This window comes from Vibrio splendidus (genome assembly GCF_003345295.1).
GTDB classification, from domain to species: domain Bacteria; phylum Pseudomonadota; class Gammaproteobacteria; order Enterobacterales; family Vibrionaceae; genus Vibrio; species Vibrio splendidus_K.
This window is the reverse complement of record NZ_CP031055.1, coordinates 1,102,878-1,118,290: the sequence shown is the minus strand read 5'-3', so window position 1 is coordinate 1,118,290 and position 15,413 is coordinate 1,102,878. Positions and strand designations below refer to the sequence as shown.

General features: G+C 41.9%; 16 protein-coding genes and 2 pseudogenes. 8 read left to right on the top strand and 10 right to left on the bottom strand.

What is annotated here, in order from left to right; genetic code table 11:
- Positions 1-36: 36 nt before the first annotated feature.
- Genes folX through folM form a run of 3 tightly spaced genes read left to right on the top strand, consistent with a single transcriptional unit; the run spans position 37 to position 1,776 of the window.
- Complete coding sequence (folX, locus tag DUN60_RS04935) at positions 37-414, top strand: dihydroneopterin triphosphate 2'-epimerase (protein ID WP_054546529.1); 378 nt, start codon at positions 37-39, stop codon at positions 412-414.
- Between the two features lie 10 nt (positions 415-424).
- The gene (gene folE / locus DUN60_RS04930) at positions 425-1,063 is read left to right on the top strand and encodes a GTP cyclohydrolase I FolE (protein ID WP_114633329.1); all 639 of its coding nucleotides are present in this window, start codon (positions 425-427) and stop codon (positions 1,061-1,063) included.
- A complete protein-coding gene (gene folM / locus DUN60_RS04925) occupies positions 1,060-1,776 on the top strand; it encodes a dihydromonapterin reductase (RefSeq protein WP_114633328.1) in 717 nt (238 codons plus the stop codon). The genes folE and folM overlap by 4 nt, the downstream gene beginning before the upstream one ends.
- 186 nt (positions 1,777-1,962) lie before the next feature.
- Here the strand turns inward: folM and DUN60_RS04920 are convergent, their stop codons facing one another.
- The 3 genes from DUN60_RS04920 to DUN60_RS04910 form a co-directional block, all read right to left on the bottom strand.
- On the bottom strand, positions 1,963-2,331 hold the full coding sequence (locus tag DUN60_RS04920; protein ID WP_114633327.1) for a hypothetical protein: 369 nt from the start codon (positions 2,329-2,331) through the stop codon (positions 1,963-1,965).
- Positions 2,332-2,346: 15 nt separating this feature from the next.
- On the bottom strand, positions 2,347-3,219 hold the full coding sequence (locus tag DUN60_RS04915) for a patatin-like phospholipase family protein (protein ID WP_017106187.1): 873 nt from the start codon (positions 3,217-3,219) through the stop codon (positions 2,347-2,349).
- Between the two features lie 83 nt (positions 3,220-3,302).
- Positions 3,303-3,641 carry a cytosolic protein gene (locus DUN60_RS04910; RefSeq protein WP_114633326.1) on the bottom strand — a complete coding sequence of 113 codons (339 nt, stop codon included), beginning with the start codon at positions 3,639-3,641 and terminating at the stop codon, positions 3,303-3,305.
- 506 nt (positions 3,642-4,147) lie between these two features.
- Between DUN60_RS04910 and DUN60_RS04905 the strand changes: the two genes are divergently transcribed.
- On the top strand, positions 4,148-5,656 hold the full coding sequence (locus DUN60_RS04905; RefSeq protein ID WP_114633325.1) for a DUF3360 domain-containing protein: 1,509 nt from the start codon (positions 4,148-4,150) through the stop codon (positions 5,654-5,656).
- Between the two features lie 700 nt (positions 5,657-6,356).
- Positions 6,357-7,439, top strand: coding sequence for an MBL fold metallo-hydrolase (locus DUN60_RS04900; RefSeq protein ID WP_114633324.1), 1,083 nt, complete (start codon positions 6,357-6,359; stop codon positions 7,437-7,439).
- A 91-nt stretch (positions 7,440-7,530) separates the two neighbouring features.
- On the opposite strand, the pseudogene DUN60_RS24530 reads toward DUN60_RS04900, so the two are convergent.
- The 5 genes and pseudogenes from DUN60_RS24530 to DUN60_RS04885 all read right to left on the bottom strand — a co-directional run.
- Positions 7,531-7,638 (bottom strand): annotated as a pseudogene (locus tag DUN60_RS24530) (alpha/beta fold hydrolase); the annotation flags it as partial.
- A 10-nt stretch (positions 7,639-7,648) separates the two neighbouring features.
- A complete protein-coding gene (locus tag DUN60_RS04895; protein ID WP_114634299.1) occupies positions 7,649-8,791 on the bottom strand; it encodes an MFS transporter in 1,143 nt (380 codons plus the stop codon).
- Positions 8,792-8,836: 45 nt separating this feature from the next.
- Complete coding sequence (locus DUN60_RS04890; RefSeq protein WP_102551805.1) at positions 8,837-9,568, bottom strand: GTPase; 732 nt, start codon at positions 9,566-9,568, stop codon at positions 8,837-8,839.
- 75 nt (positions 9,569-9,643) lie between these two features.
- Positions 9,644-9,787, bottom strand: coding sequence for a hypothetical protein (locus DUN60_RS24420; protein ID WP_157938716.1), 144 nt, complete (start codon positions 9,785-9,787; stop codon positions 9,644-9,646).
- 489 nt (positions 9,788-10,276) lie between these two features.
- Positions 10,277-10,429 (bottom strand): annotated as a pseudogene (locus tag DUN60_RS04885) (alpha/beta fold hydrolase); the annotation flags it as partial.
- A 70-nt stretch (positions 10,430-10,499) separates the two neighbouring features.
- On the opposite strand from DUN60_RS04885, the gene DUN60_RS04880 reads away from it, so the two are divergent.
- Positions 10,500-10,757 carry a hypothetical protein gene (locus tag DUN60_RS04880; protein ID WP_017074558.1) on the top strand — a complete coding sequence of 86 codons (258 nt, stop codon included), beginning with the start codon at positions 10,500-10,502 and terminating at the stop codon, positions 10,755-10,757.
- A gap of 60 nt (positions 10,758-10,817) precedes the next feature.
- Positions 10,818-10,940, top strand: a complete 123-nt coding sequence (locus tag DUN60_RS24880; protein WP_258183960.1) for a hypothetical protein — start codon at positions 10,818-10,820, stop codon at positions 10,938-10,940.
- A 120-nt stretch (positions 10,941-11,060) separates the two neighbouring features.
- Here the strand turns inward: DUN60_RS24880 and DUN60_RS04875 are convergent, their stop codons facing one another.
- Positions 11,061-11,933 carry an alpha/beta fold hydrolase gene (locus DUN60_RS04875; protein ID WP_114633322.1) on the bottom strand — a complete coding sequence of 291 codons (873 nt, stop codon included), beginning with the start codon at positions 11,931-11,933 and terminating at the stop codon, positions 11,061-11,063.
- Positions 11,934-12,214: 281 nt separating this feature from the next.
- On the opposite strand from DUN60_RS04875, the gene DUN60_RS04870 reads away from it, so the two are divergent.
- The gene (locus tag DUN60_RS04870) at positions 12,215-13,681 is read left to right on the top strand and encodes a DNA/RNA helicase domain-containing protein (protein WP_114633321.1); all 1,467 of its coding nucleotides are present in this window, start codon (positions 12,215-12,217) and stop codon (positions 13,679-13,681) included.
- A 389-nt stretch (positions 13,682-14,070) separates the two neighbouring features.
- On the opposite strand, the gene DUN60_RS04865 is transcribed toward DUN60_RS04870, so the two are convergent.
- On the bottom strand, positions 14,071-15,216 hold the full coding sequence (locus DUN60_RS04865; protein ID WP_208638349.1) for a hypothetical protein: 1,146 nt from the start codon (positions 15,214-15,216) through the stop codon (positions 14,071-14,073).
- Positions 15,217-15,413 lie beyond the last annotated feature (197 nt).

The window sequence follows — 15,413 nt, the reverse complement described above, 5'->3', positions numbered from 1 at the left end:
GTAACTGACTTCACTTTCTAAGGATTGGACACTGTTATGAATCACAACGCCATTATCACCATTACAAATCTCAGACTAAGAACCTTCATCGGCTTCAACGAAGAAGAAAAGTCTAAGCAGCAAGACATCGTTATCAATGCAGAAATCCACTACCCCGCCAATAACCTTTGCCTCTCTGATGATGTGGAGAACGCGCTCAACTACAAAAACATATGCAAGAAGGTCATTCAACACGTCGAATCCGGAAGGTTTCTGCTTTTAGAAAAATTGACGAGCGACGTACTCGGCATTTGTATCGATCACCCATGGGTGAAATACGCTCAAGTGAGAATCGACAAGCCTCATGCGCTACGTTTTGCCGACTCTGTTTCGCTCACCCTGAGTTATGAAGCAGACAACGACAATAATTCATAAGGAGTGCGTCATGCTGAATACAGAAGCCGAAAAAGTAAGAGAAGCTTTGCTCGCAAAAGGACTTGAAACCCCAATGACTCCGAGCGAAATGAACCCTAGTCAGAAGTACAGCCGCATCAAAGGGCTTTTAACGGAAGTGGTTAGTACGCTTGGACTGGATTTAACCGACGACAGCCTCGCTGAAACCCCTCATCGCATTGCGAAGATGTACGTCCATGAGATATTTTCAGGGCTTGATTACAACAACTTTCCAAAAATCAGTGTGATAGACAACAAAATGTCGGTTGATGAAATGGTGAAGGTATCGAACATAGATTTAACGTCGACGTGCGAACATCACTTCATTACCATCGATGGTTTAGCAGAAGTGGCCTATATCCCTGAAACCAAGATACTTGGGTTGTCTAAAATCAACCGTATTGTTCGATTCTTTGCTCAGCGTCCTCAAGTCCAAGAGCGCCTTACACAGCAAATCCTGGTCGCGATACAGACTCTAGTCGAAACAGAAAATGTGGCCGTGACAATTAAAGCCACTCACTATTGCGTTAAATCAAGAGGCGTCATGGATGCAAACTCTGAAACCTCAACAACCGCGCTCGGTGGTATTTTCAAAACTAACCCTCAAACCAGAGCTGAGTTTTTGCGATGAGTGAAACGATACTAATAACCGGCGTGGGGAAACGTCTAGGCTTCGCACTGGCACAGCAACTTTTAGCGGATGGGTACAAAGTGGTTGGCACATATCGCAGCGACTATCCTCAATTGCAACTTTTGCGCGATAGTGGAGGCGACTTGCAGCAGGTAGACTTTTATCAACAAAGCAGCTTAGAGGGCTTTCTTGATTACGTTGGTCAAGAATATAAGACACTTCGAGCCATCATACATAACGCTTCCGACTGGAAGCCGGAGAACAAGAAAAACCCCAGTGAAAATGCATCACAAATCATGCATCAGATGATGACGATTCACGCGACCGTGCCTTATTTGTTCAATTTAACACTCAAAGACCAACTGATGTCTGGCGATAAAACGTCAGACATCATCCACATCAGTGATTACGTTGCTGAAAAAGGCAGTAAAAAACACATCGCTTACGCGGCCAGTAAAGCTGCACTCAACAACCTGACATTGTCTTTTTCAGCAATGCTAGCTCCCAAGGTGAAAGTAAATACGCTCTCTCCAGCCATGATTAAGTTCAATGAACATGACGATGAGGCATACAAAACCAAAGCGCTGCAGAAAGCTCTGATCCCTACAGAAGCGGGCTTTGAGGAAATAATAGATGGCATCAAGTATGTTTTGGCCAGTCACTACATGACAGGAAGAACCTTGCACCTTGATGGCGGAAGGCATTTGAAGTGAAGCTCTTGAATTGTCGGCTTACGTCAACATAGAAACGCTAAAGACTAGCGACTGCTGTTACCAATAAACCGCTAGAAGTTAGAAGCTAGAAGCTAGAAGCTAGAAACTAGAAACTAGAAGATAGAAGATAGAAGCCAGAAGCCAGAAGCCAGAAGCCAGAAGCCAGAAGCCAGAAGCCAGTATGACCTAGAAACTGCTAAAAGAGTGAGGAAGGCATTTTTCTTCGTCCCAGCCGGATAACTCAATATTGATCAACGATTTGCGCTTCTCATTACACAGTGAAGCGAGATTGATGATAGGCAGTTGGCTGCGAAACTGCGCGGTAAGTATCACCTTTTTACTTTCACTCAAGATGTTTCGACATTGCGCTAAAACCGCTTCGCTATCTAATTGGCGCGCGTTCTCGATAATCTGGATATCAGTATTCTCTTGATAGCAATCTATCAGCCAAGATACAGCTGACACTTCTATGCTGGTGAGTACGATGACATCTTTTGTTGCCATAAGCTCGTGGAGTTCAAGCTCTTTTAGTTCAGTTTCCATAAATACTCTCATTCAGCAGCAAATACATTAAAGCCGGTTACCCAGTTTAGCCTGTGCCAAATGGTAGCCTCTGTCTATCATCTCTTGTGAGCGATCAAACTCTAAGGTGCCACAAGCATTACGTGGGATCTCAAGCGTAATATCGGCGGGATAAGCGGCCAGCTTCTGGCGAGCAATGGTCGATTGCATCGCGTCAAACGCTTGGTTGGCAATGTCGTAAGCAGCAAAATTGAAGCTCATTTTACTTTTTACACTGCTACCGAGATTATCGATAAAGTGAACCACCTTCTCATGCAGATTACTCTCTTTTGTAGGTAGGGAAACCGGTATCACTTCCTGTTGAAGCATCTCAGGTTCGCCACCTAAGTTCACAGCCAGAGTAAAGTCTGTCTTATCACTAAAGGTAGGCGCAATCGGTACGGGATTGAGCACTCCTCCATCAATCAGCACTTCACCATTGATGACATGAGGTGTGAAAAACAGTGGCAAAGAGATAGAGGCGCGAATGGCATCAAACAGAGAACCTGATTGCAGCCAAACCTCTTTTTCATCGGCGACGTTAGCAGCAACTGCGGTATAAGGGATAGGCAGATCTTCAATTGAAATTTCGCCGATCAGTCCACGCAGTGTGTCGATGATCTTGTCCCCTTTGAAGATACCGCTCGATTGCCATGAAAAGTCCAACATCATCGCCATATCCGATTGGTCGATACTGGTGACCCACTCTTCAAATTCATCCAACTTGCCCGCCGCATAGACACCACCGATAAGTGCGCCAATTGAACAGCCAGAGATGGATTTTATCTGATAGCCATGCTCAATTAACCAACGGATGATTCCAACGTGAACCAAGCCTCTTGCGCCACCACTGCCAAGTACCAATGAGACCGTTTTTGCCATCGTATTAATCCTTTAGTTTTTAATTCTAGGGGAGCTAACTCGCCGATTTACCAATTCGCAGATCTCAACTCACTGAATCACTCTCAGTTCATACGGGTAATGAAGGTTTGCTCGTCATCCACAAAAGCCACATAGTCGCCGTGATAGATAAACACCCGGCCACGCCCTTCCACTATACACGCAAGCTGTGGGTTCAAATCTTCTTCAAGATTTTCACTTTGATACGTGCCGGTATCGGTGATCACACCGCGGAGTTTAGGCAAAAACCCATAGCTACGCTTGGCTTGATCAATCAGGCTCAATTCACTGGCGGTAGAGAAGTAAGCTGGGATTGGACCAGCATCTTCGATAAACATCGGTTTCAGTTCTTCAAAAGCTGTAATCACCAGCCAGTCGATGCCGTTTACGTGATGGATAAACATTGTTTATAAATACCTAGTTTCTCGATAGTTCTGGTGCGGAGATTCTAACACTATCAGGGGCGAACGTCGTAGAAATTGAGTTACTAGAGGCAATCCCTACCCTGCTTATTACCCAATATATCCAGCATAAAACTGGAAAAGATGTTCACCATCCAATCGCACCAAGAATGCAGCCAAGCATGCAACCAAACGTAAGTCGTTGGACTTATTTCTAGGTCTTTAGAGTCGAACCATTTCTTGTTGAAAGTGACTTTGTTATTCCTGAAATTAAGAGCCTACAAATAAACAGACACATACTATCTACAGTGTCTAATACTAGTCGTCCAACTCTACGACTAATGTCTAACTACCTGAGACTATTTGTTTTTTTTGGTTTGGTATAAGGTACTAACAACTAAATGTTAATGAATTTTTAATTATAAGTTGACACATTGTTTACGACTTTGCGTGAGTCAATAACGTTTGTTGGAATAACACGCCTTAGAGTGTGAACGAAAGGAATCAAAATGAGCAGCACTTTAGAGTCCGTACATATACAAGCAGATAAACCTCAAACCAGTGAGGATGAACTCACTTATGAACAACAACACAAACCAAGATCGGAATTTGATTCCCGCGAACAATATTTAGAGCATGAGTTACAAATCATGGCGCCTAAACGCTGGCGTCCCAATTTGCCGTTTAAAGATTATCGATTCGAAATAGAAGATACCATCCCAGCGATGGCGGCGACCATTGGTAAGATTGTTATGGTGGGCGCCATTGCAGCCACCTTTGCCGGGGCTCTCGGATTAAATGAAGACTTCATTCTAGAAAACGTTCGTTATGAACTACTCATAGCCTCTGTTTTCATCATTCTTTTCTCTGGCTTTTTATTGCCGACCGCGAACCTCGCAGGTACACACGGCCCACTCATTCCTTTAATCCCGATTGTGGTTGCAGCTGGCGGACACCCTATGGCGTTTGGGTTGCTGATTGGCGCTTTTGGCCTCATCTTAGCCATCAGTAAAGGTGGCAGTATGTTGGCCAACCTCACCAGTAAAGGCGTGTGTGGCGGCTTATTGCTCTACCTTGGCTTTGTTGGAACCGCCTCTCAAGTGAAAAAGCTGTTCGCTTGGGCTGAGGGAATCGGCATGAGCCACATCGCTTTTGTGGTGATCTTTTGCACCATTATTTTGTACGCGTTATTGGAACACTTCCGTAAACGTTGGTTAGCTGTGCCTCTTAGTTGCTTACTGGGTGGTACGATTGCATTTGCCATGGGTGCCCCATTTGCTTTCCACACGGAGCCAGGCTTGCCTAACATGAACCCTATGTATTGGTGGGGAGAAGATACAGGCTGGATGCTAGGCCTACCTACAATTGAACATTTCATGGTGGTATTACCGTTTGCGATTCTAGCCGTGGCAATGTGGTCACCAGATTTCTTAGGCCATCAAGTATTTCAAAAGATCAGCTATCCAGAACGTACCGAAAAAGTACACATGAACATTGACGACACCATGACCACGGCATCAATTCGTCAAACGTTCGGTTCTCTGCTCGGCGGTACTAACTTTACGTCTTCATGGGGTACTTATATCGTACCCGCGGCGATTGCTAAACGCCCTATTCCTGCAGGCGCTTTGCTAACAGCTCTGTTCTGTATCATCGCCGCAGTTTGGGGTTACCCGATGGATTTAGCTATATGGCAGCCTGTACTTTGTGTTGCGCTAATTGTTGGGGTATTTGTTCCATTGTTAGAAGCTGGAATGGAAATGACGCGTGAAGGGAAAACCACCCAATCGGCAGCGATTGTTGTATTTTCTTCAGCGCTCGTTAACCCTGCATTTGGCTGGGCTCTCACCATGCTGTTAGACAACTTAGGCTTAGTCGGTTGTAAAGAACGTAGCAGTGAACTGAGTAAAATGAGCCGTTGGGTGTTGCCTGGCACTATGTTCATTGTGCTAAGTGGTGTGATGGCGTTGGTTGGTCTTCTACCGGGCATACCGGCGATTATCCCAAGTTTTCGTTAAGCTCTAGATTAGAATGATTGAGTGGTTGCTTCTTTCTGTTGTTAACTTTCAAACTGGATTCGTTATCTGCATTAAAAATTGAAGCTATCGTTGATAATCTTTTTTGACAAAAAAAAAGCCACTTAATGTAAAAAGTGGCTTTTCTATTTTTCTACAATGTACATATCTTTTCTTTCTTTTACAGTGTTACGGTTTACGTTGAAACTTGTTCGTTTTCCACTGACGATGTTCTATCAGTTATTAAAGCGTAGTCTAATTGCTAGCCTTGTCAATAAACACGTCGACTCAGATTAACCAATCTTTTCTAATATCATTTTCTCCAGCCAGACTGGATTCTGGCCAGCTCAACTCCGTTAAGTCAATGGCCAAAACTATTGGTGCGGATCACTCACGAGCACTATGAACTTGGCTATGACAAATGAGATAACGTGCAAAACCATCGAGGTATGGTAATTCATTGAAATATTGATACTTAATAAAAGTCTGTAGAGACCTTACGTAAAGGCATTCACTTTTGGTTTTTGCGGGCTTGAAGTTGATAGAATCGGTTTTGAGCTATACGCTCGCTGTTAACAGTACGCTCGCCGTTAACAATGCGCTCGTTGTTAACAAACAGTTGGTTAACTTAGTGTGGTTATAGCTAAGTTTATTTTAAACTGGCACATTATCGAATCACCATATAAAGAGTTTTAGAGAGTCAATGATGAACGATACGAAAATTTTCATTAGTGCCATTTTAGTCTTAGTTACTTTATCTGCATGTTCTTCACACTCGCCTGAATCCCCCCAAAAACCTTCATTGGTGGATGAGCCAAACCATCATACAAGCAACGGTTATCAGAACCACCCATTTGTAGAAACTGCCGCACCTAAAGGGGGCTTGTTTTATATGCAAAGAGCATGGGACTCGGTGTTTGTCCCTGATATCCCCGATGGACATCAGCTAACAGAGAAGGAGTCTCTTCAACTTTTAAACTCTATTGAAAGCGATAGTGTTACTTGGTTAGGGCATGCAAGTTTTTTGATTACGACCTCTGGAGTGACGATCCTTACTGACCCTTTTTTGTCAAAATTCGCCAGCCCCGTCTCATGGGCCGGACCAAAAAGGTTTGTTGATTTACCCATACCTATAAATAAATTGCCTCCTATAGATATAGTGATTGTTTCACATAATCATTATGACCACTTGGATGATCAAACAGTTAGGAAGTTAGAAAACAAAAACAATATTCATGTCGTTGTTCCTTTAGGACTTAAGTCTTTTTTTACCGAACGAGGGTATAACAAGGTTACTGAGTTAGATTGGGGAAAGTCAGTGTCAGTTTCAGGAATAGAGATAACAGCGGAGCCTTCTGTTCATGATTCAGCAAGAAGTACATCTGATCATAATGAAACGCTATGGGCCTCTTGGGTTATTGAAAGTGTGCAAAATCGTCTCCTTTTTGTTGGCGATACAGGTTACTCAGAAACAATATTCAATAATGTCGGTGAGAAATATGGCTCCTTTGACTTTGCTATTTTGCCTATTGGAGCATATGAGCCTAGGGAATTATTGTGGATGTCGCATGCCACACCTGAAGAGGCTGTTTCTATCGGCATAGATGTTCGCGCAAAAACATTGATTGCTTCTCACTGGGGAACCATTAGCGGTTTATCGGATGAGCCAGCATTTGAACCTCCGATACGTTTTAAGAGGGCGGGAAGAGATAGTGGATTTTCTGACAAAAATCTATGGACAATGAAAATTGGTGAAACAAGAGAGATTGCGCCAACGACTAACTAACTCACTTTGTTCAATTCTTCCCCTTTCTCATTAATGTCAATCAAGGGGAGTTTAGGAGGGGATTATCAGCCTATTCTCACGTGCAACCACCCTACTTCACTGACTTAACCGCTTTCATCAACGTTGTGTTGAACTGTTCTGGTTGCTCTAGCATTGGGAAGTTACCTGAGTCTTCAACGTAGTAAATACTGTAGTTTCGATGAGTGTCGCTATTGTTTCTGTAGCTTATCGAATCCATTAATCCGCTGATGAAGCTGCGTGCCCATAGTCAATGATACCAACAAGCTAATCAAAGCAATTATTGATCCTGTAACAAACACCCATTGATAACCAGACATCCAGATGATTCCCAACAAAAATGGTAAGAATACCGCTGCAATATGGTTAATCGTGAATGACAAACTCGCCGTTGAAGCCACTTCATCTTCCCTAATTGTCTTTTTAAAGTAGGTGTTCAAAGCTATCGCAAAACTAAAAATGATACTGTCGATAACATATAGCCCCGCAGCCGCATAATGATCATCCACAAATGCGTAAGATAAAAACACTAACACTAACGCGGCATACTCAATGACCAAAGCTTGCCTCTCTCCTACTCGATCGATAAATCTCCCAACATAAGGTAGAGCAAGAGTCGCTGCTAAGCTGGATACCATAAATAAAGTGGCCATCATCGCAATCGTATAATGAAACTTAGTCACCATCAGTAAGCCAGCAAATGCCACAAAGATCTGTCTTCTTGCTCCACTCAAAAAGGTAAGAATGTAATAGGTCGTGTATTCACGTCGGACAATGAGTTTAGTGTGTTGTTTAACCTCTGTATGAGTATTTTTAAACGTGACCAAGTAAACCGCTAACCAGAAACATATCGCTCCACAAGCAAAGAAAATGGCCTTATCTGAAACGTCAAAAAGATAGCTCGCGACCATAATGCATAGAAAAGTCACCATCGAGAAGAAAGAGGCAGCAGACCGAATTTCCCCCATTGATTCACTGAAGTTCTCAGTCGCTAACAACTGTGTTGAGAGTGATTTGTTCACCGCTTCTAAATAATGGAAACCAATAGACATGATCGTCGTGCTGAAATAGAAGCCATAAATCGAAGGCAAATACCCTGTCATGGCAACGCCTAGCCCTAATGTTGCAACCGACAATACCGCGACTCTCTGTTCTGAAGCGATGAACAACAGAAACAAGACAGTAAATGAAAGCAAGCCTGGGATTTCCCTAACACTCTGCAATACACCCACATCAGCCCCAGTCATACCAACAGTGTCGACAGCGAAGTTATTCATCACGACTCGCCACCCCGTATTCGCTATCACTGACGCGATGGCGATGATAACCAACATCGCGAATGAGCTCCGCGATGTTAAAACCCTAAGCCAGAGAGTCATTTAAGCCGCCGATTCTAAAAGAAAGTCTTGAATATGATCGCGCATGAATAAAGCCATCGAAGAAAGGTCTTCCCATGTTTCTTTATTCGTGTGAGTAATGCACTCAACAAAAACTTTGCTTAAATGTGGTTCAGCATGTAACCAACGACTGACATATTGTCCGGTGTAACACACGTGCTGCATTTCATCTTCTAAGATTTTTTGAATCGTTGGACGCATTTGTTTCATGTAATCATCGTCAGACTCATCAATGATCGCCAAATGCAGTAACAGTAAACGCCACGAACGTATTTCAATAGAATGAACCCTAAAGAGGAATGTCTTGAGCTCATCGTCAAAGTTCATGACTTTATCTAACTCATATTGAACTTCATGTTCATGCGTTTCTGTCTCGTACCCAGTAAAAGGGATAAGGCTGGCAAACAACGTAGAATGATTCATTTCATCGTTATAGTGACGCAACATAAGCGGCCTTAATTCATCATCTGCATACCGCTCTGCGATCATTCGTAACCTTGCCGCACCTTTAGCTTCATCGATTGCATTGTGCAAAAGGTAGTAAGCCATCATCTTTTTATTTTGAAAAATAGTTCGAGCCAAACCATTCATCATCTCAGAAGTGAAAGACAAATCAGATACTAAATATTTCTCGATGCAATCCTTGTACTCTTTTGAAAGACTCACACCTTGAGTATCGAATAAACCATAGAGACTGTTTTGTATATTATTCATAAACCATTCCTTTCCTCAGCATACGTCTTCAATAAAGCACTCTCTCGAGTGCCTTATCGAGAGGGAGCAAGCTAGTTAGCGAGACTCTTTCTTGTGGTGTTCTGACGGGGCTGGATTCGGTTCAAAGGCAGCATTTGATCGCACCAGTCTTGGAGGTTGGTTAGAGATATCTTGCTTCTTAAGTTTTAACGATAAAGCCGTTCTTAGTTTTCCGTTCATATTCAGATCCTCAAAATAATGGAATGTTCTGGGCTTGGTAACGATATGCAACAAAGACAAAGAACACTGAGACAATACAGCTCGTTAACAAATTGTTACACGATCATTTTTAGAATGTTATTTTTTGGGATTAATAAGTATTCAGAGAGCTTTTACTTCTTTGAGAAATTCATTGGAGATTATTATTTGTCGCTGACGATGATGTACAAATCAGGTCTGTACCAGTTGGATTGAATAACAAGTAAAACGAAGCCGCGGACTTATCGCTGTTAATGAAATCCCGTAGAACGATTCTAGTAAACCAAATCCTCCCCCCTCTAGCTCCCCCTCAAATGCAGTTCACCGATCTCATTAGATTAACGTTCGAGGGGGAGAACATATAACTGTACTTGTCACGATCGGTATTCAGTTCCTCCCCTTTCCCCGTTACCAACAAGAGATTGGAGATGTAAACCAAGGGGAGGTTAGGAGGGGATTATCAGCCTATTCTCACGTGTAACCACCCGACTTCACTGACTTAATCGCTTTCATCAACGTTGTGTTGAATTGCTGTGGTTGCTCAAGCATTGGGAAGTGGCCTGAGTCTTCAATGTAATAAATGCTGTAATCCTTGATCTGTTTCTTGTTCGCTCCTAAATCCGTCAACCTCAAGATTTCTTGCTAAAAAGGTAGAAAAGTTTATAGTATTTTTTAGATAAAGTTGAGAATCGATATGTCATTACAGAAAAAACAATCCAAAGTATCACTGAACATCAAAATCTCATCAGACTTAGATGTTCGTCTTAAACGAGCGAGAAAAGCAGCGCGTGAACAGGGCTTAATGTTCAACGTATCTCAAGAAGTTGAAAAGTTTCTTGAGAAGGAAATAAAGCAAGTGGAACGCCAGCTATCAATCGATGAAGAGATTAAGAATAACCTCGAGGATCTTGGTGGGCTTAATATAGATAAAATGATGAAATCAATGGATTAATCAAAACACTAACATATTGATTAAAATGAATTTAAAAAATGACAAAGCGTGGAGATGATTATGGGCACAATAATTGGACTGTTAATTTTGGCTGGTATCAGTGTATTCCTAAAGCGTCAAACGGGGCTTCATTTGCATGAGTGGATTGCAAAAAAATATAAAGAATCTCAAGACAAAAAATAATGGACTCTATCAGATCGACAGGCTCCATCGATTTAACTTAAAAAACTAAGGCCTCGCAAACTCGAGGCCTTAGTTTTATCTATCAACGATTACACCCATCTTTTAACAGCTACAACTGCCCTACTTCACTGACTTCACCGCTTTCATCAACGTTGTGTTGAACTGCTGTGGTTGCTCAAGCATTGGGAAGTGGCCTGAGTCTTCAATGTAGTAAATGCTATAATCCTTGATGTGTTTCTTGTTCGTTTCTGAGTCCGTTGGCCATAGGCGAGCGTTAACCAATATCACTGGCACGTTCACGTTCTCATACACGAGGTGAGCTTGGCCTGTTACGTATTGGCCTAGATAATGGCGGAACTGGTTTATCGCGATAGCTGGCGGTGCTGATGCCATGTCTTGCGTTACCCAATAAAGTAAATCTGCGTCTACGTCTTTTGGTAGCGAGTCTTTCACGAATATAGTAACGCCCGCTTGGAAGTCTGCTTCAAACGGTTTGGTCATTGCATCTAGGTCACTTTGTGAAAAGGCTAGTGCAACGTTTTGCGATGTGTCGACACCAATAATGCCCTTCACTCTTTTCGGCATCAGTTTAGCGGCTTCTGCAATCACACCACCTGCCATTGAATGGCCGACTAAAATGACGGATTCGAGTTGCTCTTTCTCGATGACAGCTTTCACGTCTTCAGCGAACGCAACCATGGTGTACTCTTCGCGATTAAAAGATGAGTTACCGTGCCCTACTAAGTCCATAGTGAGCACTTGGTACTGCTTTGAAAACTCACTCACTTGGCTTTGCCATAACCTGCTGTCTAAGCTCCAACCATGAATAAAGATCAATGCTGTATCCCCACTCCCGCTTTTGCCATACGCAATTTGCTCACCATCTTGAGATATCGCAATACCGTACTTAATCGTTGAATCATGTGCCATGGCATTCATGCTACTAAGCGTCATGAATACCAAGAATGTGATGTTTAGAATTAAACGTTTCATAGTGTCTCTCTACTTACTTTGGAGGGAACACAGAAAGCGCCCTCTCAATCAATGTAGCCACTATAAAGTGTGAAGCTTTAGACGGGTCAATAGTGATTTAGATAACCAACTCTTATGCTATGGTGACTTTACTAACTCGTTTTTTCCCAAAAATGGGTTATGTGTCAAAATCAAACAATGATGCTCTTATTGGTTAAGCTTGCTTTTGTCTGGTGAATTCAAGAATATAAGTTCACACACATAACTACGTGTTTCTTATTGGTTGGTTAGTAGGATACTTAATGAAAGACATAAACATCTTATCGCTAGTTCAAGCATTCAATTCTTTAGAGGGAGAAGCCTTTCGACGCTTTGTAGACTTCCATGACATCGATATCAAAGACGCAGAGATTGAAGATCTCAAGCAATTAGTGGAATCGATCTGTGGCACCTTGCAACAACCTAGTTTTCTTAGTCAGTTCTATGTAGGTTATAAGATCCCTCAAATTGGTAAAGAGTTTGACTTACTCAAAGTGGGTGAAGACTACGTTTTAAACATTGAGTTGAAAAGAGAAAGCACGGTAGAAAAAATAGAGAAGCAACTAAAGAGGAATAAGTACTATCTCAGTTACTTGAGAGAATGTGTACATAATTTCACGTATGTTTCGAGCACAGGTGAAGTATATTTGTTAGATGATGATGAAAACTTAGCTCTGAGTGATATTCAAACGCTGATAGGTATCCTAACACCGATGGTTGTTTCCAAGATCTCCAACTTAGACCACGAGTTCAATCCTTCGAACTACTTAGTGTCACCGTTTAATTCCACAGAAAAATTTGTTGCTGATAAATACTTTCTAACTAATCAACAGGAAGATATTAAGAAAAACATACTTAGAGAGTTGGGTAATGTTGACGCTAAGTTCATCTCGTTGGTTGGCAGTGCTGGAACAGGAAAAACGCTATTAGCATACGATATAGTCAAAGAATACAAGCAAACTAAAAATCCACTAATTGTTCACTGTGGTTATCTAAATGAAGGGCATCAGACTCTAATTAGAGATGGCTGGGATATCGTTCCAATAAGGGATTTAAGAAGACGTGATGTTGCTGACTATGATGCGGTCTTCATTGATGAAGCACAACGGATTTATGAGAATCAACTGAACAATACAATTGAAGGAATTAGAAGTAGTAATGGGAAAATCGTTTTTTGTTATGACCAACTACAAACGCTGTCTGATAGCGAAGCACGAAGAGATATTGATGAAAAGATCAATAATATTGATGGAATTATTAGATATCAGTTATCTGAAAAAATAAGAACCAATAAAGAAATTGCTACTTTTATCAAATGTTTATTTGACAAAAGTAGGAACCTACCAATTCATCATAGTCATAACATCGACTTTGTATACTTCGATAATGCTGATGATGCAAAATCGAAAATTCGCTCTTTAAGTGGTGACGACTGGGAGGTGATTCGTTTTACTCCTTCGCAGTATCATAATGAACATCATGAGCAGTACTCAAACACAACCTGTCAGACGTCTCATGGCATAATTGGTCAGGAGTTTGACAACGTAGCTATCGTTTTAGACAACCTATTCTATTACTCAGACAGTAATGTTTTAGATTACAGAGGGCGTGTTTACTACAATCCTATCAAAATGTTGTTCCAAAACATCACACGTACGAGAAAAAAGCTGAAGATAGTTATAATCAACAATCAAGACCTGCTAGAAAGATGTATGTCAATCTTAAACTGACGTAAGTAAACATACAAATGGGAGCTTAAGTCCCCGTTAAATCTACCAATTCTGACTTGTTCTGAAAGTTATCCGTTTTGAGGATTGGTGCATTTCAGATGATATCTGGGCTAGATTCTTTTCAGCCCAGATTGATTTCCCCACCTTCTAAAGTGTACGTTGGCGTTCTGCCGCAACAGACTTTTCTTTGATGATTTCGAGATTTCCCATTAGTAGAAGTTACCCCAAACGTCCGGCGCTTAAGGGATTCGTAACAAGGTTTTGTCCAGAACCTTGCTGGCGGGACGACGTAACCCAAAAATACCCTTTATGTGTTTCTGATAGTTAATAATCCATTGCATTAAAGCAACATTTGACCAAAGCTTTTTTACCAGTTTTGCGTCTAGGACCTATTGAATAATGCTCTTTTCCTCATCAAGTGAATACATATTCAACTTTTCACAAATACGCTTTAAGTTATCTCGACGAATGAGGCGTATCTCAGATTTTCCATCAAATGTCACATTGGAGTGATCTACAAACACTTGTACATACTCACTATTCAACATCTCAGCTTCAACCTCTCTTGCTATTGAAGCTCCCACAGGAACAAAAGCTTTTAAAGATGACTTGATATCCACTCCAAGCTCCCGACTAGCACTCGCTGCAGAGGCCTTAGGTCTCTTGTCAAAGTACTGCTTAACCGTTATACCAATCTTACAAGCGACCCACCCTTCAGCAACCTCACCCAATGGAAAGTTCTCTAATTCTGAAATGTACAAACAATCACTTTGTAAATTCTGAGGCGGGAGAGTTTCGTATAGTTCCTCATCTAATTTGCGTCGCCAAATCACCATTCGAACTGCAGGCATGTATTGCGCAAACTCTTGAAGTGAGTTGAAGGCACCGGCAATAACGAAAAGCACTTCGTTATCTTGGTAGGTATGTCTCGCACCGCATATCTCTGCCAAAACATAGTTTTTAAGACCTGCGTTGAGCAATATATTTGAATAACTGCGCGATTTAAACTCTGACCAAGGTTTTATACCCTTTGAAGCAGCTTGTTCGATGATAGAGTCTGACTCGTCCCTCAAAGTCACTAGAGCGTTTGCCAAAGGGCTGAGCTTTAAAAAAAATTGATCTACTAAATTCATCAACCCTTTACGCTTGGCATAAGTGTAGGCGCCCCGGTTCTCTTCGTGCCACCTCTCCTTGATGGCGTAACCTTTCAAACTTTTCATCAGCGACTCTTCGGTCCATTTAGTGTTCATTTTAAGTAGACTGTCCATCTGTTTGGCCACTTGGAGTTTACGCTTTTGGATATTGCTCAAGTTGTCTTTATTATCAAACTTCCTCCAAGTTTGATAAGCCTCAAACGCCTTTTTTACACCTGGCTGAGAACTGTTCGCAAAATCACGACGTACACCTAGCTGACGAGCTAACCTTAAGAGTGTTTTGGGCTTCCATTCAATCTCCGATTGATCGCCCAATTTATAGTTTGCAAGCAAAAATATGCTATTTGAAACTTTAAACGGATACTCTTTAGTGTAGTTCAAAGAGTAAATACGCTTGTGAATTGCAGGCCATGTCTCATTTAGTCTTCTGACTGTATGTGAACCGTGCATACAAACATAGCTTCGAAGAAGCTTAACAAGTTCATAACGCGAAGCATAAGCTACTGTAGGCCGAGGGGGGTGTATTCGATCCCACAAGACTGGAACACTTCCTCTCGCACACGTAACCCACCTCCCGC

Excerpts from the sequence above, each read along its gene's own strand:
- DUN60_RS04900 (WP_114633324.1), top strand. The coding sequence starts at position 6,357 with ATGATGAACGATACGAAAATTTTCATTAGTGCCATTTTAGTCTTAGTT.
- DUN60_RS04910 (WP_114633326.1), bottom strand. The coding sequence starts at position 3,641 with ATGTTTATCCATCACGTAAACGGCATCGACTGGCTGGTGATTACAGCT.
- DUN60_RS04880 (WP_017074558.1), top strand. The coding sequence starts at position 10,500 with ATGTCATTACAGAAAAAACAATCCAAAGTATCACTGAACATCAAAATC.
- DUN60_RS04915 (WP_017106187.1), bottom strand. The coding sequence starts at position 3,219 with ATGGCAAAAACGGTCTCATTGGTACTTGGCAGTGGTGGCGCAAGAGGC.
- folM (WP_114633328.1), top strand. The coding sequence starts at position 1,060 with ATGAGTGAAACGATACTAATAACCGGCGTGGGGAAACGTCTAGGCTTC.
- DUN60_RS04870 (WP_114633321.1), top strand. The coding sequence starts at position 12,215 with ATGAAAGACATAAACATCTTATCGCTAGTTCAAGCATTCAATTCTTTA.
- DUN60_RS24880 (WP_258183960.1), top strand. The coding sequence starts at position 10,818 with ATGGGCACAATAATTGGACTGTTAATTTTGGCTGGTATCAGTGTATTC.
- folX (WP_054546529.1), top strand. The coding sequence starts at position 37 with ATGAATCACAACGCCATTATCACCATTACAAATCTCAGACTAAGAACC.
- DUN60_RS04895 (WP_114634299.1), bottom strand. The coding sequence starts at position 8,791 with ATGTTGGTTATCATCGCCATCGCGTCAGTGATAGCGAATACGGGGTGG.
- folE (WP_114633329.1), top strand. The coding sequence starts at position 425 with ATGCTGAATACAGAAGCCGAAAAAGTAAGAGAAGCTTTGCTCGCAAAA.
- DUN60_RS04920 (WP_114633327.1), bottom strand. The coding sequence starts at position 2,331 with ATGAGAGTATTTATGGAAACTGAACTAAAAGAGCTTGAACTCCACGAG.
- DUN60_RS24420 (WP_157938716.1), bottom strand. The coding sequence starts at position 9,787 with ATGAACGGAAAACTAAGAACGGCTTTATCGTTAAAACTTAAGAAGCAA.
- DUN60_RS04905 (WP_114633325.1), top strand. The coding sequence starts at position 4,148 with ATGAGCAGCACTTTAGAGTCCGTACATATACAAGCAGATAAACCTCAA.
- DUN60_RS04875 (WP_114633322.1), bottom strand. The coding sequence starts at position 11,933 with ATGAAACGTTTAATTCTAAACATCACATTCTTGGTATTCATGACGCTT.
- DUN60_RS04890 (WP_102551805.1), bottom strand. The coding sequence starts at position 9,568 with ATGAATAATATACAAAACAGTCTCTATGGTTTATTCGATACTCAAGGT.